The following is a 23115-nucleotide window of genomic DNA, read 5'->3' as shown; positions in this document are numbered from 1 at the left end:
CCTACTGGATGGTCAGCGCGTTGTTGGCGCCCAGGGTGATCTGTCCCTGGATGTTGGCGCTCGAGCTCTTGAGCCGGATGTTGCCGCCGGTCATCAGCTTCAGGATCGCCTTTCCGTCCTCGGTCTGGAGGTAGATATCCTTCCCCGCGTTGACGACGATGTCCGCGTCTGGATCGAGCTCTAGATAGGAGTCCTTGGAGTTCGCGAGGACCACCGCTCCTGGCCCGCCGTCGTGCTTCCCCACGTAAACCCCGCTCTGCGTCGCGCCCGTCGCGTCGTTCTGCCGGATGAGGATCCCCTCCTTGTCCATCTTGATCTCGGCCTGCGACTTCGGGTCCCCGGCCTTGTCCTTCAGCGCGACGACCACCGAGGCGACGAGGCCGACAGCGAACGCGGCCGCCGCGCCCCCGAGGCACCCGGCGGGGACGGCGGCCACGCCGCTGCTGTCGACGGTCCCCGCGGCGGTGCACCCCGAGAGGACCGCCACCGGGACGGCGGTCGCGGCCGCGATCCCCGCGAGCACCGCGTTCCGGCTCCCCCCGACGCCCTCGTGATCGGCCTTGATGCGCAGGTGGATCTCCTCGCGCGCCTTGAGCTCGTGATCGCCCGCCGTGCTGATGTCCTTGCCCGCGACGTTCGAGTACTTGAGGCCCGCGCCGAACTCGACGGTCATGCCCACGCTCGCGGTCAGCGCCAGCGCCAGGCTGAGATCGATCTTGCCGCCGAGGAACACCGTGTTCGTCATGCCGAACATCGCGTCGAACTTGTAGCCGCCGTAGAAGCTCTCGGTGTCGCCGAAGGTGTAGCTGTCGCTGGAGTTGTGGCCCATCTCGCGCTTGCGCCAGGTCTTCTTCCCGGCCGCGTACACGTCCTGCTCGAAGAACTCGACCCGATAGACGGGATCGGCGTTGTACACCTCGAGCGTGCCGGCGCCGAGGTTGAGGCGGTACTTGCCGGCGACCGTGTCGGTCTTGTTGCCGCCGATGAGGACCGTCTCGTCCAGCTGGATGCTCTCCCGGTTGTTGCCGCGGACCACGAGCGTCCGGTCGCCGTCGGTGTACTCGAACCAGCCCGGGTACGTCTTGGCCGGGTCTCCGGCGCGGAGGTCGTCGGCGTTCTGCACGCCCGGCTGCGTCTTCGCGCTGTCCGCGGGGTCGGGGTGCGTGAACGAGTCGAGCAGGGCGTTCTCGGTGGTCGAGTCCGACGCGCCGATGCGGAAATAGCTCGTCTGCGTGCCGGTGGCGTCGTCGTAGTCGGGGGTCTTGAGGATGAGCCAGGTCCCGGTGACGCTGAATTTCACGTACTCGATCGACGCGCTCACCACGCTCGACTCGTTCCCCGCGCTGTCCTGGAACTGGGCGCTCACCGTCTTCTGGCCGTAGCCGTCCGAGAGCGTCCACGACGCGCTGGCGGTCGCGGCTTGCCAGGCTCCCCACTCGCCCCCCTCGTTCTTGAGCCGCATCTTCGCGACGGGAGAGGTCCCGTCCGTCGCGTCGAGCGTGAGGGCGACCTCCCGCGTCGCCGTGTCCGCGGCCCCGCCGTTGATCGCGATCGAGGCCGCCGTCGGGGCCGCGGTGTCCAGCGTGATCGAGGCCGACCCGGAGCCGAGCACGGTGGACCCGCCGTCGCCGAACTCCACCGAGACCGTCTTCGCGCCGTCGCCCGACGGCAGGGCGTAGCTCGTGGAGGCCGAGAGCGGCGCCCACGCGCCGAAGGTCGCGCCGTCGCTGCTGAACCGCATCTGCGTCGCGCCCGCGGGCGCGGCGAGGGTGAGCGTGACCGACGTCGAGTTGGTGTAGCTGGCGCCATCGTTGATCGAGATGCTCATGGCCTGCTCCTCGGGGGTCCTCCGGTCCTCGCGGCGCCTATCCCTGCGCCTTCGGCGCGCCGGAGGGCGGCCGCGGCGCGCCGGCGATCATCCGCTCGATCCGGTCGCACGCCTCCTTGATCTGCCCGAGCGCCGGCGGCGCCACGTAGATCGTCGTGCGCTCGTCGCGGCCCCCGTCGCGCAGGCGCAGCGTCAGCACCGCGAGCGGCGCGTCGAGGTGCACGCCCCGGTCCGAGCCGGCGATGCGGTCGACCCGCCAGTCGAGCCCGACCAGCACCTTGCCGTGATCGAAGATCGACTCCTCGACGATGCCTCGCCGGATGACGGCCTTCGCCGCCTCGTACCACGAGAGCACGACGACGCCGCGCGCGTCGTCGCCCGAGAGCGCCGCGACGTCCTCGGCGACGTCGGTCGCGGCCAGATCGAGGCTGCTGGCGCGCGACAGCACGAAGCGGCACACGCGCAGGCTCGCTTGCAGATCCGGCGCCGAGAGGTCGTAGAGCCGGCAGAACGCCTCCGCGCGCTTCTCCATCGCCGCGTCGACGGCGCCGGCGAGGCTCGGCGCCAGGATCTCCCAGAGGCCCTGGCGGGCCTTGTCCGGCAGGTCGAGGAGCCGCCTCCAGTCGCGGACGACGTCGGCCGGCGCGGGCTGGCCGTCGAGGCAGCGGAGGCGCGCCTCGGGAGGGGCGGGGGCTCGGTTCATGCGGGGATCCTCCATCTCGTGTCAGCGTCGGTCGCGGATCTCGATCGTCGCCCCAGCGGCCGTCGTGATGCGGTGGCGATCGGCGACCGCGGCGTTGACGGCCGACGGCGCCGCCGCGTTCGGGACCGCGCCGACGATGATCGGCCGATCCGGATCGCCGTCGGCGAAGACGAGGAGCACCTCGGCGCCGGGCCGCAGCGGGAAATGCATGCTGTGGTTCGGCCCGGCGAAGGGCTGCGCCATCCGCACCGGGTGCGAGCTCTTCTGCTCCCCCGGGAGCGCCGTGTCGAAATGGAACTGCACGGTGTAGCGGCCGTCGCCGTCGAGGCGCGCGACGCCGCCGGCCTCGCCCTCGGGGCCGGGCTGCACGACGCCGGTGACGAACCCGTGGATGCGCGGCCTCGGCGTCCGCCGCGGGGGGCGGTAGTGGATGCTCGCGGGCACCGCCGTGAAGGTGTTCGCGTACGACGCCGTCACGTCCGCCTCGTCGAAGGCGGGCAGCGTCGCGGTGTGCTCGACCGCGACGAGGAGCAGGCCCTCGGGCGCCTCGAACCGCGGGTGCTCCCGCAGGAGGGTGCGGTGCCCGGCGCTGAGCTCCGGCCGCGCGCTCTTGCCCTCGTAGACGCGCTGCCCCGAGAGGCGCTCCTCGGCGCGGATCTGGGCGAGCTCCTTCGCCTCCTCGGCCGTCTTGACGTGGCTACCGTACTCGACGATTCCCCCGCCCGCCGCCCCCTCGAGCGTGTGATACGCGGCGAGATCGAGCAGCGGCTTGCGGTAGTTGTAGTCGTGCACCACGTACGCCGAGGGGACGAGCTTGCGGGTCACCTCGATGGCGAAGACGTCGGACGCCTCGCCGCGCGGCCGGAACTGCACCTCCGCGGCGCCCTCCACGGGGCGAAAGCCCCCCGGGTGGTCGGTGAAGACGAGGACGTCGCGGTCGCCCCGGTGCTCGAAGTAAAAACAGATCCCGAGGTGCTCGGCGAGGCGGCTGATGAAGGCGAGGTCGCTCTCCTTGTACTGCACGATGAGCTCGCGCAGCGGGTACGCCTTGAGGAGGCGGAGCTCGACGTCGCCCGCACCGAGGCCGTGCCGCTCGAGCTTGCGCCGGATCACGTCCGGCACGCTCGCATCCACGTAGATCTCCTGCGTCTCGACGAGCGTCAGCTTGAACGCGCGCGGGACGACGCGGAGGCGGTAGGCGCGGCGCTCGGCTTCCGGGTCCAGGCGATCGAGGATCTGGCCGAGGATGCCGTGGATCCGGCGGATCTCCTCGCCCTCGATGAGGACGACGACGCTGATCGGCGCCCCGGGCACGGCGTCTTCGGGCAGGTCCCGCTGCGGATCGCACACCACGTCGAGGTCGAACGAGAAGACCCGGGAGATCTCCTCGCGCCCCGCGAGCGCGCGGACCCGCACGCCCGCCCACGGGGCGCCGGCGGTTTCGACGAGGATTTCCATGGCTCGGCTGGCTCCCTTGAGCGTGGAGAAGGACCGCCGCCTACCGGCGCCCCTTGCTGGACCCGTAGATGACCTGCTGGATGTCGAGCTTCTGCGGCTTCGGGGCCTTGCGAGGCGGCGCGGGCTCGATCGTGCGGTCGCTCGCGGCGCCGCCCCAGGGCGACCGAGGCGCGGGAGCGGCGGCGGGCGCCGGCACGGGAGCGCCCGCCGCGGGCGACGGAGCCGCAGCGGCGGCAGGCGGCGCAGGAGCTGCGGCCGGTGGCGCGGGAGAAAGCCCGGTGCGTCGAAACGGGAGGAGGCTCTCGGCGAGGGCGTGCTCCTGTTCGCCGGAGGAGAGCGAATGGGTATCCGCGACGGAACGCCGCTGCGGCGGGCGAGGCGCCTGCGGGCTGGGCGCCGCCGCGAGCGACGGCGCGGCCCCCGGCCGGAACGGGAGCGGGGCCGCCGACGCGGCGGGGGCTCGGCTCGCCTGCGCGGCGGGAGCCTCGAGGCGCCGGGCGGGGCCGCGCGGTTCGCGCGCCTCGCCGTCCTCGCCGGGCAGCTCGACCGTCGCCCCGGCCTGCTCGGGCGTCGCGCCCGCGCGCGGGGCGACCATCGCCATCTCGGCGGGAGCCAGCGACGCGGGCGGGGCGCCCGGCAGCTCGACGCCGACGACGACACGCACCGCCGCGAGCGCGGCTTCGCCCGCGAGCGGGAAGCTGCGGCGCCAGAGCAGCGAGCACGCCTGCCGGTCGCCGTCGACGTGCAGCGTGTCGAGCACGAGCTCGAGCGGCTGCCCCTCCCTGACGCCGAACGCGGAGAGGCCCTGGACGCGCGCGAGGGCGCGCGCCCCGGGGAGGCGCGTCCGCAGCACCGGGAGCGTCGGGTGGAGCCCCTGGAGCGCGAGCCACTCGTCGCCGCACAGGGCTTCGACGCGCTGATCGGGGGGTGCCGCCTGGAAGTAGCTCCAGTCGAAGTCGTCGGGGATCTCGAGGATGGGCGCCTCGAGCGCCTTGCGGCTCGTGCGCCCGAGCAGCCGCGTGCGCGACGGCCACACGCTCCCGAGCGGCGCGAAGCCCGCCGGGCGGTCGCGCCGCGCGGGGTCCAGGACGGTCGGGGAACGGGTGCCGAACGGGTTGTCGGCCATGCCGATCCCCCCGAACGCGCGCTCGTAGGCGAGAGGGATCGCCCTGTCCGCGCCGCCGGGCTCGATCGAGAGCGCCTTGTCGAGGATCGGGCGCTCGCCGGCGAAGAGCGCGAGGCGCACCGAGAAGGGCCCCGCAGGCAGGCCCGGCGGCGCGTGCGCGTGGCCCGTGAAGAACACGTCGACGCGCGCGAGGTAGGGCGCGAGGTCGCTCGTCAGCCGGACGCTGCGGCCCGGGTTGTTGTGATGGTGGATATCGGCGTGGATGATCCCCTGCGGCTCGACGGGGATCATCTTTGCGCCGTCGACGAAGGCGAAGGTCGCCTTGGCGATCACCGTGAGGTTGAGCCGCCCCCGCGCGCGCCACGCGACCCCCGCCACGGCCACACCGGGAGGCGCCGCGATCGCGCTGGGAGTGAGCGAGGCCTCCGGCTTCACCGCACCATGAAACCACCGGCGCATCGCGAGGGTCAAGCCTGCCACCGACGACGCCGACACGCCGTCGCGACGTCCGCCCGGCCGCTCGCCGACGACGTTCCTCGGCCTCGCAGCGCGGGTGACGAGGGAGGGGCCGGCGACGACGGCAGGCTCCGAATCCGGTGAGGCGTCCAATCCATCCATCGGTGTTGGACATCGCTCTCTGTCGGACATCGCTCTCGGCGACAGAGCACCCATGTCCGACCGATACCGCTGGCGGCGCGCGATCGACGTCGGTGCCGGCACGCAGGCGCCCCCTCGCCGCGCTGGGCGACGCGGCGCCGCTCGGGTGTACGGCCGCGCGCGCCTGATCTAGACTGCCGCCGTGCAGGAGCTCCGCAAGACCGTCTGCAACCGCGACTGCCCCGACGCTTGCAGCATCGTGGCCACCGTGGAGGACGGCCGCGTCGTGCGCCTCGGCGGCGACCCGGACCACCCGATCACGCGGGGCTTTCTCTGCTACCGCACGTCGCGCTTCCTGGAGACGCAGTACTCGCCCGAGCGCTTGACCACGCCGCTGCTCCGCAAGGGCGGCGAGCTCGTGCCGGTCTCCTGGGACGAGGCGCTCGACACCGCGGCCGAGCGCCTGCTCGAGATCCGCCGCGCGTCGGGCCCGGCCGCGATCTTCCACTACCGGAGCGGCGGCTCGCTCGGGATCCTCACCGGGATGGCCGACGCCTTCTTCGCGCGCTTCGGGCCGGTCACGGTCAAGCGCGGCGACATCTGCTCCGGCGCGGGCGACGCCGCGCAGCTCGCCGATTTCGGCGAGGAGGACAGCCACGACCTCGCCGACCTGAAGAACGCCCGGCACATCCTCCTCTGGGGCAAGAACGTCTTCACGTCGAGCCCGCACACCCTGCCGGTGCTGCGCGAGGCCAAGGCGCGCGGCGCGGAGCTCGTGCTCATCGATCCGGTGCACCACAAGACGGCGTCGCTCTGCGCGGCGTTCTACCAGCCGCGCCCGGGCGGCGACTTCGCGCTCGCCATGGCCGTCGCCCGCGTGCTCTTCGACGAGGGGTGGCTCGATCCGCGCGCCGCGGAGTACTGCGATCACCTCGACGAGCTCCGCGCGCTCGCGCGGCGCCGCTCGGTCGCCGTATGGTGCGGCGAGGCCGACGTGCCCGAGCGCGCCGCCCTGGACCTCGCGCGCCGCCTCGCCGACCGGCCGACGGCGATCCTCGTGGGCTGGGGCATGGGCCGGCGCACCTCGGGCGGGGCGATCGTGCGCGCCCTCGACGCGCTCGCGGCCGTGAGCGGGAACCTCGGCATCCCCGGCGGCGGCGTCTCGTTCTATTTCAAGCGGCGCGGCGCGTTCGATCTCTCGTCGTTCCAGGGCGACCGCCCCCCGCCCCGCACGGTCTGCGAGCCGCTGTTCGGGCAGGAGGTGCTCCGGATGAGCGACCCGCCGATCCGCGCCGTCTGGGTGACCGCCGGCAACCCGGTCGCGATGCTGCCCGACTCGCGCGCCGTCGCGGAGGCGCTCGCGACGCGCGAGCTCGTCGTGGTCGCCGACTCCTTCCTCACGGACACGGCGCGGTTCGCCCACCTCGTGCTGCCCACGCGGACGCTCCTCGAGGCCGACGACGTGCTCGGCGCCTACGGCCACCACTACCTCGGCGTCGCCACGCCCGTGGTCCCGCCCCCGGACGGGGTGAAGAGCGATCTCGAGATCATGCAGGCGCTCGCGCGGCGCGTGGGCCTCGGCGACGCGCTCGACGGCAGCGCCCGCGACTGGAAGCGGCGGGTCGCGGAGCCGAAGCTCGCGCCGCTCGGCGTCACCCTCGAGGCGCTGGAGCGCGGGCCGGTGCGCAACCCGCTGGCGCCGAAGGTGCTGTTCGAGGACCGCAAGTTCCCGACCGCGAGCGGGCGGGTCAACCTCATCACCGAGGCGCCGGAGGAGCGCGAGGATCCCGACGCGCGCGAGCTGCCGCTCTTGCTCATGGCGCTCTCCACCGACAAGTCCCAGTCGTCGCAGTGGGCGAGGCCCGCGCAGGGCCCGGCCGTCGTGACGGTCCACCCCGACGCGGCGGGCGGCGTGGCCGACGGCGCCGTCTGCCGGATCGTGTCGCGCGTCGGGGCGATGACGGTGCGGCTGCGCCACGATCCCGCGCAGCGCCGCGACGTGGCGCTCATCCCGAAGGGCGGCCACCTCCACGACGGCCGCTGCGCCAACGCGCTGATCCGCGCCCGCACCACGGACATCGGCGAGGGCGGCGCGCTCTACGAGGAGCGGGTGCGCATCGAGCCGATCGCGCCGGCGGATCGGCCCGAGCCCGCGCCGTAGGCGGCCCCGTCCGCCGTCGTCCGCGGGCATGACGGCTCCCCGGCTTGACACCACCGCTCCGGTTCAGGAAGGTTGTCGGGATGTCCTCGATGGTGGCGATGCCCCCGATGCCGGCGAGCTCCACCGCGACCGCGGACGAGGTGGTCGGGCCGGACGTGTCGGCGCTCGTCACCGAGGACGACGCCTTGGACAACTTCCCTTCCGAGAAACAGCAGCGGCTGCTCACCGAGGCGCTCTACAGCTCGTGGTCCGGTCCGCCGCCGGCGCAGGAGGGCGAGCGGCGGAGCTTCCTCGCAGCGGCCAACGTCGGGCTCTTCGCCACGACGAAGGAGCCGCCGCTCGTGCCGGACGTGTTGCTCAGCCTGGACGTCGCGCTGCACGAGGCGTGGTGGCAGAAGGAGCACTGGTCTTATTTTCTCTGGGAGTTCGGCAAGCCGCCCGACGTGGTCATCGAGATCGTCTCGAACCGGGAGGGCGACGAGCTCGGCCTGAAGCGGCGCCGGTACGCGTGGATGCGCGTCGCTTACTACGTCGTCTGGGACCCGGCCGGCCACCTCGGGGGGCCAGCGCTGCGCGCCTTCGAGATGCGCGGGCACACGTACGCGCCGATGGAGCGGGCCTGGTTCGAGGCTGCCGGGCTGGGGCTCTGCCCGTGGGAAGGCGTCTACGAGGGCCGGCACGACCGCTGGCTGCGCTGGCACACGGCCGACGGCAGCGTGGTGCCCACGGGGGCAGAGCGCGCCGAGCGCGAGCAGTCTCGCGCCGAGCGCGAGCGGGCGCGCGCCGAGCGGCTCGCGGCGCAGCTGCGGGCGCTCGGCGTCGAGCCGGACGAGAGCGGCTCCTGACCGCGCGGCGCGCCGCCGCTCAGTCCTCCTGCGCGGGCGCCCGCATCGGCTCTCGCGGCGTGGCGCGCTCGGGCGGCGGCGCGGCCGAGCCCTCCACGGCGTCCCCGATCTCGCGCGCCACGTCCTCGACCGTGCGCAGGCTGATCCGCCCGGCGAGGACCAGGGTCGCGCCGATCTCCCGGCAGTCGATCGGATCCAGCCGCACGGGCGACGCGAACGCGTTGACGGCCGCCATCTGCCCCGCCGCGTAGTCGAAGCGCGCGCCGAACACGAGATCGCCGAACCGCGTGTAGGACACCAGGCCGAGCGACGCGTGCACGCCGCTCATCCGCTCCAGGAAGAGCTTCGACTCGGCGGACATGGGGCCGCGCAGGCCCGACAGCGCGTTGAAATCGGTGACGGCGCCGCCGAGCAGGCTGAGGTCGCGCGTGAGGAACACCTCGGCGCCGAGCCCCACGTTGACGATGGGCGCCGCCCCCTCGACGATGTCGAGCCGGCTCCGCCTCCGGCTCGTCACCGCGCCCCCGTCGACCGCGATCTCCTCCCGATCGATGGAGGCCCGCACGAACTCTCGCTGGCCCAGGTAGAAGAAGCCGTCGAGCTCCAGGCGCAGCCTGCTCCACTCCGCGCTCGCGCCCACCGCCAGGCGCGCCGGCGACGGGGCCACGAACTCCCCTTCCCCGGCCCAGGTGCGGACCGCCGCCGTCCCGGTGGCGCGCGTGTCGTGATAGCTCGCGTCCAGCGAATCGAAGAGGTGCACGCTGGGCGTCCGCACGCTGATCCCGGCGGAGAACACAGGGCTCAGCCGGTACGTCACCCCGAGGTGCGCGAGCCCGTCCCAGGAGTCGCCGGAGAGGGCGGCCTGGTACGTCACGCTGCTCGCCGAGCCCGTGCCGGTGTCCTCCACGAGGCTGGCGACGTCGAGCGCGCTCGTGTAGCGGGTGCGCACGGCCGAGAGCGAGACGCCCACGGCGAGGCGCTCGGTGGCGCGGTAGCTCCACGAAGGGCCGGCGCTGAAGCGGCCCCACGCGTAGCGGAACGTCTGCGCCTGGTTCACGCGGCGCGAGGCGGACTCCCCCGAGAACCGGAGCGCGTCGAACCCGAACTCGTTCTCCTCGGTCTTCGCGAGGCAGGCGGCGAAGGTCTGGCGGCCGACCCGCGCCCGCCGCGGCTCCGCGTCGCGCGCGCCGCGCTTCCAGTCGAAGAAGTAACACGTCGCGTCCGGGAGGGAGTCCAGGCCCTGATCGGTCACCGTCGCGCGATCGAGCCGGAGATCGCCGTACAGCGCGGCGTCGACCGGACCTGGCTGGTGCCACGCCTCCAGCGTGCGGTGCGCGTAGCGGAAGAACGCCGACGAGAACGCGATGTTGCGGTCCTCGATGCGGATGATGGTGGCCGGGTTCAGGAAGGGCGCGGCGCCGTCGACCCCCAGCACGACCCCGGTGCCCCCGAGGAGCGCCGACCGCCCGCCGAGGAGCGCGGACTCGTACCGCCCCTGCGCGTGCGCCGCGGAGGCGCCGAGCGCGCCGGCGACGCCGAGCAGCGCGCCGGCGACGCCGAGCAGCGCCCCGCGCGCGCCGGAGCGGCGGACGCGGGCGCGCGGGCTCGGCGGCATGGCGGGCGCCAGCATGGATCGCGGCGCCGCGACGGCAACGGCAGCGGCGCCCCGCTGTGGCAGGACGCGACGTGCGCGCTCCGGGATCGGCACTAGCGGCGCGCCGCCAGCGCGCCCAGGCCGAAGGCGATCGCGTCCTCGGCGACGGCGGCGAGCGGGCCGGGGATGCGCGTCCCGCGGCCGAGCCATGTGCGGGCGCGGTTCCCGACGAGCGCGCCGATCGCGGCGGCCGCCGCCCCGATCACGGCGCCGGCGACGCGCATGTTCTTCTCGGGGCTCTGCGTGCCGACGGCGGCGCCCAGGACCGCCCCGATCGCGAGGCGCGCGCCGAGCGGACCCGGGGCGAGCCGGCTCGGCGCCGAGGGCAGCTTGTCGAACAGCAGCTCGCCGCCCGCGAGGACGCTCAGCGCGCGCTGCGCCAGCGGCGAGCGGATCGCCCGCCAGAAGCTCCCGCGCTGGCCGTCGAACGCGCCGCGCCGCGCGCTGGCCGCGAGGATCCTCACGCCCAGCATGGAACGCATTCCCGTCACCAGCCCGAGCCCCGCGGCCTGCCCCAGGAGAAGAATCTCCGAGGTGCGCGACCGCCGGGCGCCTCCCACGACCGTTGTCGTCTCCATGGAGGTACCGCAGAAGCAACGCATATGCCCTGGTTGGCCTGGGGCGCGCGACGTACATTGCGAGGGAGAGCTCCCCCGAGCTCGGAGACCGGTCCGCCATGCCTGTGACCCCCCTCGCCACGCTGAAGACCGTCGATCTCGAGGACGAGCGGCTGAGGCGCCTGAACGCGCTCAGCCACTTCCTGGACAACGCGATCCGCATCCCCGGCGTCGGCTACCGGGTCGGCTACGACGCGGTGATCGGGCTGATCCCGGGGGTCGGGGATCTCGTCGGCTTCGGCCTCTCGATCTACATCGTGCTCGCGGCGACGCGTTACCGTCTCCCCGCCTCGACGGTGCTGCGGATGATGCTCAACGTGGGCCTCGAGACGCTGATCGGCACGATTCCCGTCCTGGGTGACCTGTTCGACGCGACGTACAAGGCGAACGCGCGCAACCTCGACCTCCTGCGGTCGCACCTCGCCGCGCGCGCCCAGGGCGGCGCGCGGCCCTCGGATCTGGGCTTCTACGCGGGGCTGGCGGTCGCGGTCGGGGGCGTCCTCGCGCTGACGGGCCTGCTGCTGTTCTCGCTGGTGCGAGCTCTCCAGGGTCTCCTCGGCGCGTGACGCGTGGGCCGCGCCCGCGGCGGCGGCGCGACCGCGCTACCGGGTCGACACCGACAGGTGGGCCTGCAGCGAGATCATCTGCGGCGTGTCCGCGCCGTCTCTCGGCTCGAGGGACGTGAAGTAGCCCTTCCAGGAGGGCCCGGCCGCCCAGTAGGTCCAGCCCACGTAGACGTCCTTGTTCTGCTCCAGGTAGATCGCGACGTTGGCGATGGCCTTCAGGCATACCGCGCTGGAGCCGCCGCTGAACTCGCCGAGGAATCCCTTCTTGCGGTGCTTCCTGAGCCATTCCGTGAACACCTTCAGGCGCTCGACCCCGACGGTCTCGCTGACGCAGGTGGGCGACTTTCCCGAGGAGTCCTCGTCGAGGTGCTGGTGGACCTCGAACGCGACGTATCCTTTCGGGTCGGCGATCTTGAGGAGCGCCTCGGCGTTCGAGGTCCCGTAGAAGGTCGCGTTGAAGCTGTGCGCGCCTGACCACCCGTTGCCGGGGACGAGGATGAGGTTCGTCGCCCCGGCGTCGCGGATGGAGACGATCGCGGCATTGGCCGCCTCGATCCACGTCTCGGTCGGCATGTCGTGCGGCTCGTTCATGAGGGCGAACACGACCTTCGCGTTGCCCTTGAACTCGACGGCCAGCCTCCCCCAGAACTCCGCGAAGTCCGCGATGGGGATCTCCGCGCCCACGACGCCCGTCCCGTAGCGAGCGTAGTTGTGCACGTCGAGCACCACGTAAGCGCCCTTGGCGGTCAGGGTGTTGACGGTGGTCGTGAGCCGGTTCAGCTCCGCTGCGTTGAGCGGCTGATTGCGCGCGGGCTGCAGGCGTTCCCAGCGGAACGGCACCCGGAAGGTGTTCATTCCTTTGGCGATGAAGTAGTCCGCGGACGTGTAGCCCTTGGAGAGCGCGGGATCGGGGTAGATGTAGTGGACCCCTGGCGTCCCTGGCAGGCTCCCCTTCCCGAAGGCATCCACCCCGAACTCGGCGCCAGCGAGGCTGATCCCACGCAGCGAGAGCGGCCTCTCGAGGAGCTCCGCATTCCCCGCGCCTTGCTTCTTCTCAGCCCCCTCCCCCCGGCACCCTCCCAGAGCAGCCCCGATCCCCGCCACCAGCGCCCACGCGACCGCTCTCCTCACAGGCCCACCTCGGCCCCGATAAGACCCCGGCCCCCCCACGACTGCAAGCCTTCCCACTCCGGTGCATCCCCCCACGAGCGCGACGGCGCCCGTCCCCGCGCCCCGCCCGTCTTCTTCGCTCGTCAAGACGCTGGCCGAGCGGCGCGCACCCGCACAGGAGACGGGCCCAGATCGGCGTTTTCGGCGCGCAGGCGTACTCCTGTACGCCGAGCACCGAAAACGCCGAGGTGGGCCCGTATCCGCAGCGGGTGCGCGTCGCTCAGTCGCGGGAGCTGGTGAAGAGGCGGAGCACGTACCAGAACAGCATGGCGACGGACGCGAAGAGCTCGAGCGCGGCGCCGACGTGCCGGTCCTCCGGGAAATGGTGCAGGACGTTCGACGTGTCGTAGAGGATCGCGGCGCCGGCGAACGCGACCATGGCGACGCTGAAGAACGTGCCGAGCTGGAAGCCGAACAGCAGCGAGGCGCCGATGAGGACGAGCGCGCAGATGCCGCCCCAGCGCAGGAGCGCCCCGAGGAACGAGAAGTCCTTGCGGGTCACGAACGCGATCGCGGTGAGCCCGGCGAAGCCGACCATCGTGACCATCGCGGCGCTCTGGATCGCGCCGGGCGCGACCATGTCCGCGATGTAGAGGAGCGGCACGAAGATGATCGCCTGGGCAACCACGTAGCCGACCAGCGCCGCGTATTGCACCGGCTTCGACATCGCGGTGTGCGCCGCGCGGCTGGCGAGCCAGCTCACGAGCATGAACGCTCCGAGCACCACCAGCCAGCTCGTGCCCATCATCGCCCTGGCGATGACCGAGGCGGCGCCGGTCTTGAACAGCGCGACCTCGATCCCGGCGAAGAGCACGATCGCCCCGAACAGGTGATTGTACGTTCGCACGAGGAAGCGCTCGCGCGAGTCCGCGGCGGCACGGATCACCGACGAACGGCTCCCGTATCCTACGTAGTTCTGGTCCATGTTCCCTCTCTGGTAAGCCTCGACGTTCGGCGCTAGGCTTTCGGCTTCGGCTTTCGAAGCTAGCACGGGGCATGCCCGGCCCGCACGCAACACGCCCGCGACACGGCGGCCCGCTGCGGACGCGCAAAGCCGCGACGCCGTGAGCAACGGCGCCAGAGCCCAGCGCTCCGCCGCTCGCCCCGAGGCAGGCCGGGACCGCCCCATTTTGCCCCACCGGTACCGCAGGGCACCGGTACGGCTCGTCCGGCGCCGCGGCGCGATAAGGAAAAGCCGGGCCGCCCCATTTTGCCCCACCGGTGCCGCAGGACGCCGGCACGGCCCGTCCGACGCCGCGGCGCGATGAGGAAAAGCTGGCCTCGATGTCTTCGCCGCGTCGAAGTCCCCTGAAGGATCGCTTAGATCCCCTTGGGGATCTTGTCGAGGTCCACCTGGGAGAGCGCATGTCGGATCAGCGCGCTCCGGTTGGCCTTCGTCATGCCGCGCGCCTTGAGGGCGCTGACCATCTCGTCCAGCCTCTCGAGATCCTCGGTGTACATCGAGATGCAGATGACCTTGTAGTGCTGCGGTCGCTCGGGCGGCGGCGCAGCCCCCGGCTCGGCCGCAGCGCCGGTCGCCCGGCCCTTCGCGCGCGAACGCGGCGCATCCGTGGGTGTATAGAACGCCCCCGACAGAACCCCTTCCACCTCGTCGCGATCGAGCAGCGCCCGCGCGGCGCCCCCGAGATCGCCTTCGCTCTTCATTGCTTCCTCCAGCTCCCTGCCCGGTCGGGGCGCCGCGAGTGCGGGCCCTTCATCCAGCGGGACCCCGCGGTCGCGGGTCCCTCCCTTCAGCGGGACCCCGCGGTTGCGGGTCCCTCCCTTCAGCGGAACCCCGCGGTCGCGGGTCCCTCCCCTCATCGGGACCGTGCGGCCCCGGATCCCTTCATGCGCCGGCCGCCGCAGCGCCCGGCCGCTCTGCTGCCGCGTCCGCCCGATCGACGCTCCACGACCCCGCGTCGCGCGCCGCCCCTGCCTCCGAGCCCGTCACGCCGCGCTCGCGGCTCTCGATGATGCGATCGACCACCGCCAGGTAATCGTCGGCCGCCGGCGTCCCCGGCGCGTACTCGAAGATCGTCTGCCCCTGCGCGGGCGCCTCCTTGACCTTGATCGCCTGCCGGATCGGCGCGAGGCAGCGCTCCCCGAAGTGCTGCTTCATCGTGCCGACCGCCTCGCGCGCGATCTTCGCGCGGCCGTCGAAGAAGGTCGGCAGAACGCCCCAGATCTGCACCGGGTGGTGCAGCAGGGCGTTCACGTTCTTCACCGTCTTGATCACCTGCCGGACGCCGACGAGCGACAGGTAATCGCACGCGACTGGGACGAGCACGCTGTCGGCGAACACCAGCGCGTTCTGGTTCATCAGCGACAGGCTCGGCGAGCAGTCGAGCACCACGTAGTCGTACGCGGCCGCCGCTGCGGACAGGCGATCCGAGAGCACGCGATCCCGGTTCTGGCGGCCCGCCAGGTAAAGCTCGGCCGCGGCCAGCGTCTCGTTGGAGGGCAAGAGATCCAGGTTCGGCCGCACCGTCCTCGTCGCGTCCGCGATCCGGAGCCCCATCACGAGCACGTGATAGAGCGAGCGCTCGGCGCTCGCGCCGAGCGAGACCGAGACGTTCCCCTGCGCGTCGGTGTCGACGAGGAGCACCCGCTTGTCGCGCGCCGCGAGCCCGGCCGCCACGCTCACGGCCGTCGTCGTCTTGCCCGTGCCGCCCTTGTGGTTGAACACGGCCAGATACCGCGGCACCCCGGCCGGCCGCTGCGGCGGCCGCTTCGCGCCCATCGCGGGCGACAGCGAGACCGCGACCGCCCCCTGCGCCCTGGGCTCGCCAGCCGGCGCGGCCGGCGGCGCGGCCGACACGGCCGGCGGCACGGACGGCTCCGCCGCCCCGCCTGGCGCGCCCGCGCGCGCCGCCGCCGCGGGCGACGCCGGCTCGCCCGTCTCCCCGGCAGCGCCGGCCGCGCCCCCCGCGAGCGGCGCATCGCGGCGGGTCGGCGGCAACCCCTCGGCCGGCGGCGCGGCGGCCGCCGAGGCCGCTGCCGCGATGTCGCCGAGCCGCGCCCCCTTGGCCTCGCGGACCAGCTGCGCCCGGCACTCCAGCGAGCACGCGTAGTTCCGGCGCCCGGCCACATAGAGCACCTGAGACACGAGCTGCGGGGAGAAGCGCTTGGCGCACGCGTCGCACGTGGCGAGCGAGGCGCCCCCGTCCCCGCCGAGCTGGCTCTTCTCCAGGCACTTCTGCGAGCAGAAGAAGGAGAAGCCGCCGTCCTTCTCCTCCATCTGGTACCGGAACTGGACCTCGAATCCGGTCCCGCACACGCTGCACGTCTCGCTGATTCCGCCCACAGCTCGCTCCTTCGCGCCGCGCACAGCGCTTTGCCCAGGCGCAGCCTTGACCATCATCACAGTCAAGGCACAAAGGTCAACTTTTCTGCGAGCACGGCTCACCCTTCCAGCACAAGGGTGGGAGCGCATCCCGGGAGGGGCCCGGGACGAGGGCCAGTCGGGGCGGGACCGGGGCGGCAGGCTCAGTGACGGAAGTGCCGGACCCCGGTGAACACCATCGCAACCCCCGCCGCGTCCGCCGCGGCGATGACCTCCGGGTCCCTCACGCTGCCTCCAGGCTGCGCGACCGCCGTGATCCCGTGCTCGGCGGCGAGCGCCAGGCCGTCCGGGAACGGGAAGTAGGCGTCGGACGCGAGGACGCTCCCGCGGGCCCGCTCTCCCGCCTTGCTGCAGGCGATGCGCACGCTCTCGACCCGCGACATCTGCCCGGCCCCGACCCCGACCGTGCTGCCGGGCACCGTGAGCACAATCGCGTTGGATTTCACGTGCTTGCAGACGCGCCAGCCGAGGTCGAGCGCCTCGAGCTCCTGCGCCGTGGGCGCCCGCTTCGTCACGACCTTGCCGCCGCGCACCTCGCCGCCCGCGGTCGCGTCCCGCTCCTGGACCACGAGGCCCCCGCCGACGCGCTTGAACGTGAGCTCCCGGTGATCCGCGGGCAGGAGCGCGCCGGTCGCGAGCACCCGGAGGTTCTTCTTGGTCCGGAGCACCTCCAGCGCCTCGGGGGCGTAGGCGGGCGCGATCACGCACTCCAGGAACGTCTCGACGAGCACCTCCGCGGCCGCGCGGTCGACCTCGCGGTTCAGCGCGACGATCCCGCCGAAGGCGCTCACCGAGTCGGCCTCGCGCGCCGTCCGGTAGGCGGTCGCGAGGTCGCCCGCGACGGCGACGCCGCACGGGTTCGTGTGCTTCACGACGACCGCCGCGGGCTGGGTGAACTCGCGCACCGCCTCGAACGCCGCGTCCACGTCGACGAGGTTGTTGAACGAGAGCTCCTTGCCGCCCGCGCCCAGCGACTCCGCGAGGGCGAGCGACCCCGCGGCCGCGCCGCGCTCGCGGTAGAAGGCGCCCGACTGGTGCGGGTTCTCGCCGTACCGGAGCGGATAGGCCCGCTCGAGGGCGAGCGTCAGGAAGCGCGGGTACGGCTCGCGCTCGGCGGCGTTCGGCTCGCCCTCCTCCGGCAGCGACGAGAGGTAGCCGGCGACCATCCCGTCGTAGGCCGCCGTGTGGGCGAACGCCTTCGTGGCCAGCCGGCGGCGCGTCGCGCTCGACACCTCACCCGCGCCGTCGATCTCGGCGAGCACGGCGTCGTAGTCGGCCGGATCGACCACCACCGCCACGCGCGCGTGGTTCTTGGCCGCGCTGCGCACCATCGACGGCCCGCCGATGTCGATGTTCTCGATGATCTCGGGGTGCGTGACCCCCGGCCGCCGGACCGTCGCCTCGAACGGGTAGAGGTTGCACACCACGAGATCGATCGGCTGGCCCCCGAGCCGCGCGAGGTCGTCCTCGTCGATCGCGCCGCGCATCAGGATGCCGCCGTGCACCCGGGGATGCAGCGTCTTCACCCGGCCGTCCATCACCTCGGGCGAGCCGGTATAGGCCTCCACGCCGACGACCGGCACGTTGGCGTCCTGGAGCGCCCGCTGCGTCCCCCCGGTCGAGAGGATCTCCACGCCCTTTTCCGCGAGCCGCCGGGCCAGCGGGAGCAGCCCCGTCTTGTCCGAAACCGAGATCAATGCGCGTCGAATCATCGCGACGCCAGCTAGTGCGTCTCGGCCCCCGCCGCCAGCCGATCCGTCATCGCTGTCCGCGGCGCGGCGCACGCACGCGCCGCGCTCGCGCGCTCCCCGCTCAGGCGCCCGGCGGGGCGGCCGGCGTCGGCTCGCCGGCCGCGGCCGGCGGCGCCTTGACCGGCGCCTCCTCGGTCACGAGCTCGCCGTCACGGTACTCCAGGACGCCCTTGGGCGGCCCGAAGACCGCGTAGGCGTCGGGCAGGATCAGCGCCTCGCGGAGCACGTCGTCCACGTGCTCCACGAGCACGAGCCGCAGCGCCTTCAGCACGCGCCGGGGCACGTCCCGGAGATCCTTCCGGTTCTCCTTCGGCAGGATCACGGTCGAGATGCCGCCGCGGTGGGCCGCGAGCAGCTTCTCCTTGAGCCCGCCGATCGGCATCACCCGGCCGCGCAGGGTGATCTCGCCCGTCATCGCGAGATCCCGCCGGACCGGCACCTTCATCAGCGCGCTCACCAGCGCGGTCACCATGGTCACGCCCGCGCTGGGCCCGTCCTTCCGGACGAAATCGGGGAAGTGAATGTGGACGTCGACCTTCTGATAGACGTCCGCCTCGAGCCCGAGGCGATCGAGGCGCGAGCGCACGTAGCTCATCGCCGCGTGCCCGCTCTCCTCCATCCCCTTCTCGAGCAGCCCGGTGATGACGAGCTTGCCCTTGCCCGGCACCACGGTCGCCTCGGCCGGGAGCAGGTCGCCGCCGACATTGGTCACGGCCAGGCCGTTCACGAGGCCGACCTCGTCCCGCTCCTCGCGCCGGCCGAGCCGGTACTTGGGGACGCCGAGGTACTTCGGGATGCTCTTCGCGACGACCTCGATCGGCTTGTCCTTGCCGTCGGACACGACCTTCCGGGCCACCTTGCGGCACACGCTCGCGATCTCGCGCTCCAGCGAGCGCACGCCGCTCTCCTTCGTGTAGTGGTGGATGATCGTCCGGAGCGCCCCCTCCGTGAAGTCGAGCGACACGTCCTCGAGGCCGCACTCCTTCCGCTGTCGGGGCACGAGGTACTTCACCGCGATGTTCAGCTTCTCGAACTCCGTGTAGCCCGAGAGCTGGATGACCTCCATGCGGTCCTGGAGCGGCACCGGGATGCCCGACAGCGTGTTCGCCGTCGTGATGAACATCACGTCGGAGAGGTCGTAATCGAGATCCAGGTAGTGGTCATTGAAGGTGTGGTTCTGCTCCGGATCGAGCACCTCGAGCAGCGCCGCCGCCGGATCCCCGCGGAAGTCGGTCGACATCTTGTCGACCTCGTCGAGCAGGAACACGGGGTTGTTCGTCCCGACCTTCTTGAGCGACTGGATCAGCTTGCCGGGCAGCGCGCCGATGTACGTCCGCCGGTGGCCGCGGATCTCCGCCTCGTCGCGCACGCCGCCGAGCGACAGCCGCACGAACTTGCGCCCGGTCGCGCGCGCGATCGACTTCGCCAGGCTCGTCTTGCCGACGCCGGGCGGACCGACGAAGCAGAGCACCGGGCCCTTCAGCTTCTTCGTCAGCGCCTGGACCGCGAGGTACTCGAGGATCCGCTCCTTGATCTTCTTCAGGCCGTAATGGTCCTCGTCGAGGATCTTCTCGGCCTCGACGAGGTCATACCGCTCCTCGCTCTTGTCGTACCAGGGGAGCTCCAGGATCCAATCGATGTAGTTGCGCACCACGGTCGCCTCGGCGCTCGTGGGGTGCATCATCTTCAGCTTCTTGAGCTCCTTCTTGACCTTGGCGGCGGCCTCCTTGCTCATCCGCTTGGTCTTGAGGGCCTCCTCGATCTCCTGGATCTCGTTCTTGAACTCGTCGCGCTCGCCGCCGCCCAGCTCCTTCTGGATGGCCTGCATCTGCTCGTTGAGGTAGTACTCCTTCTGCGTCTTCTCCATCTGCTTCTTGACGCGACTCCGGATCTTCTTCTCCACCTGGAGAATCTCGATCTCGGCCTGCATCAGCTCGATGAGACGCTCGAGCCGCTTCTGCGGCTCCTCCATCTCGAGCAGCGCCTGACGGTCCGTCAGCTTAATGGTCGGCAGGTTGGCGATGATGGTGTCGGCGAGCCGCGAGGCCTCGTCGATGGCCTGCACCGCCATCAGGACCTCGGGCTGGATCTTCTTGTTGAGCTTGACGTACATCTCGAACGTCGACTGGACCGAGCGCATCAGCGCCTCGACCTCGACGCTCGCGACGGAGCTCTCGACGATCTCGTCGTACTCGATCAGGAAGTACGCATCGCTCTGGACGTAACGGCGGATGCGCGCCCGGCGCTTGCCCTCGATGAGGACCTTGACCGTCCCGTCCGGCAGCCGGAGCAGCTGCATGATGGCGCCGACCGAGCCGACGCCGAAGATGTCGTCCGGCGTCGGGTCGTTCGTCTTCGCGTTCCGCTGCGCGGCGAGGAAGATCTCCTTGCCGCGGTTCATCGCCTCGTCGAGGGCGGCGATGCTGCGCTCGCGCCCGACGAACAGCTGGGAGACCATGTGTGGAAAGACGATGATGTCGCGCAGAGGGAGCAACGGGACGATGCCGCGCTCGGGTGCGTTCTTGCCGCGATCACTGTCGTTCTTGAAGAACATCCGCCGTCTTTCCGGGAGTATCGGGAGGCCGGGGCAGCCCCGCCTCGGTTGTCACACGTGGCTTGCTTGACTGCTGTACTTGCGCCGGAGCGGCGCGCGCCCCACGGGGGACGCGCGCGGCGCCGGCATCCTCGGAGGAGGCGCGCCCGACAAGGGCGCGCCGGACGCGCGCCGTCCAGCGCGGCGCGGGCCTGCGCCGCGCGCCCTGGACAGCGGCCCCCCTGGGGCGAGCGCTACGCGAGCTCCGCCTCCTTCGTGTACACGATGAGCGGCGGCTCGTGCTTGACGATCACGTCCTCGCTGACGACGACCTCCTTGATCCCCGTTCGGGACGGGACGTCGTACATGATATCGAGCATCGCCGACTCGAGGATCGCGCGCAGGCCGCGGGCGCCGCTGTTCCTCTCCAGGGCCTGGCGGGCCACCGCCACGAGCGCGCCCCGGGTGAACTTGAGCTTCACCCCGTCCATCTCGAAGAGCTTCTGGTACTGCTTGACCAGGCTGTTCTTCGGCTTCGTGAGGATGTCGATGAGCGCCTCCTCGTTGAGCTCGTGCAGGGTCGCGAGGATCGGCAGGCGGCCGATGAACTCGGGGATGAGCCCGAACTTGAGGAGGTCCTCCGGCTGGACGACGCTGAGCAGATCGCCCAGCTTGAAGTCCTTCTTCGCCTTGATGTCGGCGCCGAAGCCGAGCGTGTTCTGGCCGATGCGCCGCTGGATGATCTGATCCAGGCCGACGAACGCGCCGCCGCAGATGAACAGGATGTTGGTCGTGTCGACCTGCAGGAAATCCTGCTGCGGGTGCTTGCGGCCGCCCTTTGGGGGGACGTTGGCGATCGTCCCCTCGATGATCTTGAGCAGCGCCTGCTGCACGCCCTCGCCGGAGACGTCGCGCGTGATGCTCGGGTTGTCGCTCTTCCGGCTGATCTTGTCGATCTCGTCGATGTAGACGATGCCGCGCTGCGCGCGCTCGACGTCGTGATCCGCGTTCTGGAGGAGCTGGACGATGATGTTCTCGACGTCCTCGCCGACGTAGCCGGCCTCGGTCAGCGTCGTCGCGTCCGCGATCGCGAAGGGGACGTTGATGATCTTGGCGAGCGTCTGCGCGAGGAGCGTCTTGCCGGAGCCCGTCGGGCCGAGCAGGAGGATGTTCGACTTGGACAGCTCCACGTCGTCCGAGGAGACCCGGCTGTCGATGCGCTTGTAGTGGTTGTGCACCGCTACGGCGAGGATCTTCTTGGCGCGGTTCTGGCCGACGACGTACTCATCCAACGTCGCCTTGATGTCGGCGGGCTTGGGGACCGGGGTCGACCCGGCGTACGGCTCGTCCTTCTCGACCTCCTCCGCGATGATGTCATTGCAGAGCCCGATGCACTCATCACAGATGTACACCGTGGGGCCCGCGATGAGCTTCTTCACCTCTTTCTGCGACTTGCCGCAGAAGGAGCAGCTTAGATTGCCATTCGAGTGATCGTCCCGCCTTCGCTCCACTTCGACCCTCAGTGCGGTCTGCCAACGCTTCCGCTTCGATGAGCGGTGGGGTCACGCCGCGGCGGCCCCTTCCGCTCGGGATGGGGACGGCTTCCACCGTCCCCTGGATTTTCAGCGATGCGCAGCCAAACGCCGCGCTCGGATTCTAGTCCGGTGCCCGTACCGTCGCAAGCTAACGGGGGTGGTCTCCAGCCTGTGGCCGAAGTCAGGGAATCGCCCGATGGCGCCGCGACGCGCGCCGCCGATGAGGCTGCGCGCCTCGGGAAAAGCAGCGGATCGAGCGAGCGCAGCGCGGCGCGCTCGACCAGCACGGCGCGCTCGCCGCCGCTCGCCCCGCCGCTCGCCCCGCCGCGCGCACGCGCACGCGCGCCGCGCCCGGCGCGACGTGGCGGCGACGCGCGACACCGCCGCGCGCGGCGCAACGCCGCGGCCCGACGCGGCTCCGCGCCGGCCCTCCGCCAGAGCACGCCCGCCGGACGAGGGGGCGCGGGCACCTACTTGTTCCGCTTCGGGAAGACCTCGTCGATCAGGCCGTACTCCTTGGCCTGCGTCGCGCTCAGGTAGAAGTCGCGCTCGATGTCCTTCGCGAGCTCGTCCCGGTTCTTGCCGGTGGCGTCGACGAGGATGTCGATCAGCGTCTCCTTGATCTTCTTGATCTCGCGCGCCTGGATCTCGATGTCCGTCGCCTGGCCGCGCGCGCCGCCGAGCGGCTGGTGGATCATCATCCTCGCGTGCGGCAGCGCGAAGCGCCGGCCCTTGCGGCCCGCGCTGAGCAGCACGGCGCCCATCGACGCGGCCTGGCCGATGCACATCGTCGACACCGGGCAACGCACGTACTGCATCGTGTCGTACATCGCGAGCCCCGACGTCACCACGCCGCCCGGGCTGTTGATGTAGACCTGGATCTCCTTCTCGGGATCCTCGCTCTCCAGGAAGAGGAACTGCGCGATCACGGCGTTCGCGACGAAGTCGTCGATCTCCGTGCCGATGAAGACGATGCGGTCCTTGAGGAGGCGGCTGAAGATGTTCCACTCCCGCTCGCCGCGGTGGGTCACCTCCGTGACCGTCGGGAGGATGTAGGCCTTCTCGCGTTCGAGAAACTCGATGGCTTGGGTGCGGGTTTCGACTCGTCGGGTCATCCGGTGCTCCGGGGGGTTTCCTGCCGCGCGGCAGGGGTTCTACTCCTGGGCCAGACTGCGTCCGATCGCAAGACCGAACGCGCCCGAGGTTACCGGAAAATGGCGACCGCCCG

General features: G+C 71.7%; 17 protein-coding genes. 3 read left to right on the top strand and 14 right to left on the bottom strand.

Annotation, left to right across the window (positions count from 1 at the left end):
- Position 1: 1 nt before the first annotated feature.
- Genes WMF33_RS18690 through WMF33_RS18675 form a run of 4 tightly spaced genes read right to left on the bottom strand, consistent with a single transcriptional unit; the run spans position 2 to position 5595 of the window.
- Entirely contained in the window at positions 2–1828 is a 1827-nt protein-coding gene (locus WMF33_RS18690; RefSeq protein WP_437338395.1) for a hypothetical protein, read from the bottom strand.
- Positions 1829–1865: 37 nt separating this feature from the next.
- Positions 1866–2531 carry a COMM domain-containing protein gene (locus WMF33_RS18685; protein WP_437338394.1) on the bottom strand — a complete coding sequence of 222 codons (666 nt, stop codon included), beginning with the start codon at positions 2529–2531 and terminating at the stop codon, positions 1866–1868.
- A 21-nt stretch (positions 2532–2552) separates the two neighbouring features.
- Positions 2553–3989: a type VI secretion system Vgr family protein gene (locus tag WMF33_RS18680; RefSeq protein WP_437338393.1), complete on the bottom strand. Its 1437-nt coding sequence runs from the start codon at positions 3987–3989 to the stop codon at positions 2553–2555.
- Positions 3990–4029: 40 nt separating this feature from the next.
- Entirely contained in the window at positions 4030–5595 is a 1566-nt protein-coding gene (locus tag WMF33_RS18675) for a DUF2169 family type VI secretion system accessory protein (protein WP_437338392.1), read from the bottom strand.
- A 319-nt stretch (positions 5596–5914) separates the two neighbouring features.
- Between WMF33_RS18675 and WMF33_RS18670 the strand changes: the two genes are divergently transcribed.
- Positions 5915–7873, top strand: coding sequence for a molybdopterin-containing oxidoreductase family protein (locus tag WMF33_RS18670; RefSeq protein ID WP_437338391.1), 1959 nt, complete (start codon positions 5915–5917; stop codon positions 7871–7873).
- A gap of 80 nt (positions 7874–7953) precedes the next feature.
- Positions 7954–8718: a Uma2 family endonuclease gene (locus WMF33_RS18665; protein WP_437338390.1), complete on the top strand. Its 765-nt coding sequence runs from the start codon at positions 7954–7956 to the stop codon at positions 8716–8718.
- A 19-nt stretch (positions 8719–8737) separates the two neighbouring features.
- Here the strand turns inward: WMF33_RS18665 and WMF33_RS18660 are convergent, their stop codons facing one another.
- Positions 8738–10333, bottom strand: a complete 1596-nt coding sequence (locus WMF33_RS18660) for a hypothetical protein (protein ID WP_437338389.1) — start codon at positions 10331–10333, stop codon at positions 8738–8740.
- 92 nt (positions 10334–10425) lie between these two features.
- A complete protein-coding gene (locus WMF33_RS18655) occupies positions 10426–10854 on the bottom strand; it encodes a DUF4126 domain-containing protein (RefSeq protein WP_437338388.1) in 429 nt (142 codons plus the stop codon).
- 194 nt (positions 10855–11048) lie between these two features.
- Here WMF33_RS18655 and WMF33_RS18650 point away from each other — a divergent pair, with 194 nt between their 5' ends.
- Entirely contained in the window at positions 11049–11555 is a 507-nt protein-coding gene (locus WMF33_RS18650; RefSeq protein ID WP_437338387.1) for a DUF4112 domain-containing protein, read from the top strand.
- Between the two features lie 36 nt (positions 11556–11591).
- Here the strand turns inward: WMF33_RS18650 and WMF33_RS18645 are convergent, their stop codons facing one another.
- The 8 genes from WMF33_RS18645 to WMF33_RS18610 form a co-directional block, all read right to left on the bottom strand.
- Positions 11592–12686, bottom strand: coding sequence for a glycoside hydrolase family 5 protein (locus tag WMF33_RS18645; RefSeq protein WP_437338386.1), 1095 nt, complete (start codon positions 12684–12686; stop codon positions 11592–11594).
- A gap of 259 nt (positions 12687–12945) precedes the next feature.
- Complete coding sequence (locus tag WMF33_RS18640; protein ID WP_437338385.1) at positions 12946–13650, bottom strand: Bax inhibitor-1/YccA family protein; 705 nt, start codon at positions 13648–13650, stop codon at positions 12946–12948.
- Positions 13651–14045: 395 nt separating this feature from the next.
- Complete coding sequence (locus WMF33_RS18635; RefSeq protein WP_437338384.1) at positions 14046–14390, bottom strand: hypothetical protein; 345 nt, start codon at positions 14388–14390, stop codon at positions 14046–14048.
- Between the two features lie 181 nt (positions 14391–14571).
- Complete coding sequence (locus WMF33_RS18630) at positions 14572–16029, bottom strand: ParA family protein (RefSeq protein WP_437338383.1); 1458 nt, start codon at positions 16027–16029, stop codon at positions 14572–14574.
- Between the two features lie 182 nt (positions 16030–16211).
- Positions 16212–17780, bottom strand: coding sequence for a bifunctional phosphoribosylaminoimidazolecarboxamide formyltransferase/IMP cyclohydrolase (gene purH / locus WMF33_RS18625; RefSeq protein WP_437338382.1), 1569 nt, complete (start codon positions 17778–17780; stop codon positions 16212–16214).
- Positions 17781–17880: 100 nt separating this feature from the next.
- Entirely contained in the window at positions 17881–20373 is a 2493-nt protein-coding gene (lon, locus tag WMF33_RS18620; RefSeq protein WP_437338381.1) for an endopeptidase La, read from the bottom strand.
- Between the two features lie 233 nt (positions 20374–20606).
- On the bottom strand, positions 20607–21863 hold the full coding sequence (gene clpX, locus WMF33_RS18615; protein ID WP_020735740.1) for an ATP-dependent Clp protease ATP-binding subunit ClpX: 1257 nt from the start codon (positions 21861–21863) through the stop codon (positions 20607–20609).
- A 494-nt stretch (positions 21864–22357) separates the two neighbouring features.
- A complete protein-coding gene (locus WMF33_RS18610; RefSeq protein WP_061626654.1) occupies positions 22358–23002 on the bottom strand; it encodes an ATP-dependent Clp protease proteolytic subunit in 645 nt (214 codons plus the stop codon).
- Positions 23003–23115 lie beyond the last annotated feature (113 nt).

This window comes from Sorangium sp. So ce394 (assembly GCF_051474665.1).
Lineage (GTDB): Bacteria > Myxococcota_A > Polyangia > Polyangiales > Polyangiaceae > Sorangium > Sorangium cellulosum_D.
Note: the sequence above shows the minus strand (reverse complement) of the source record. Positions and strands in the feature narration are given on the sequence as shown.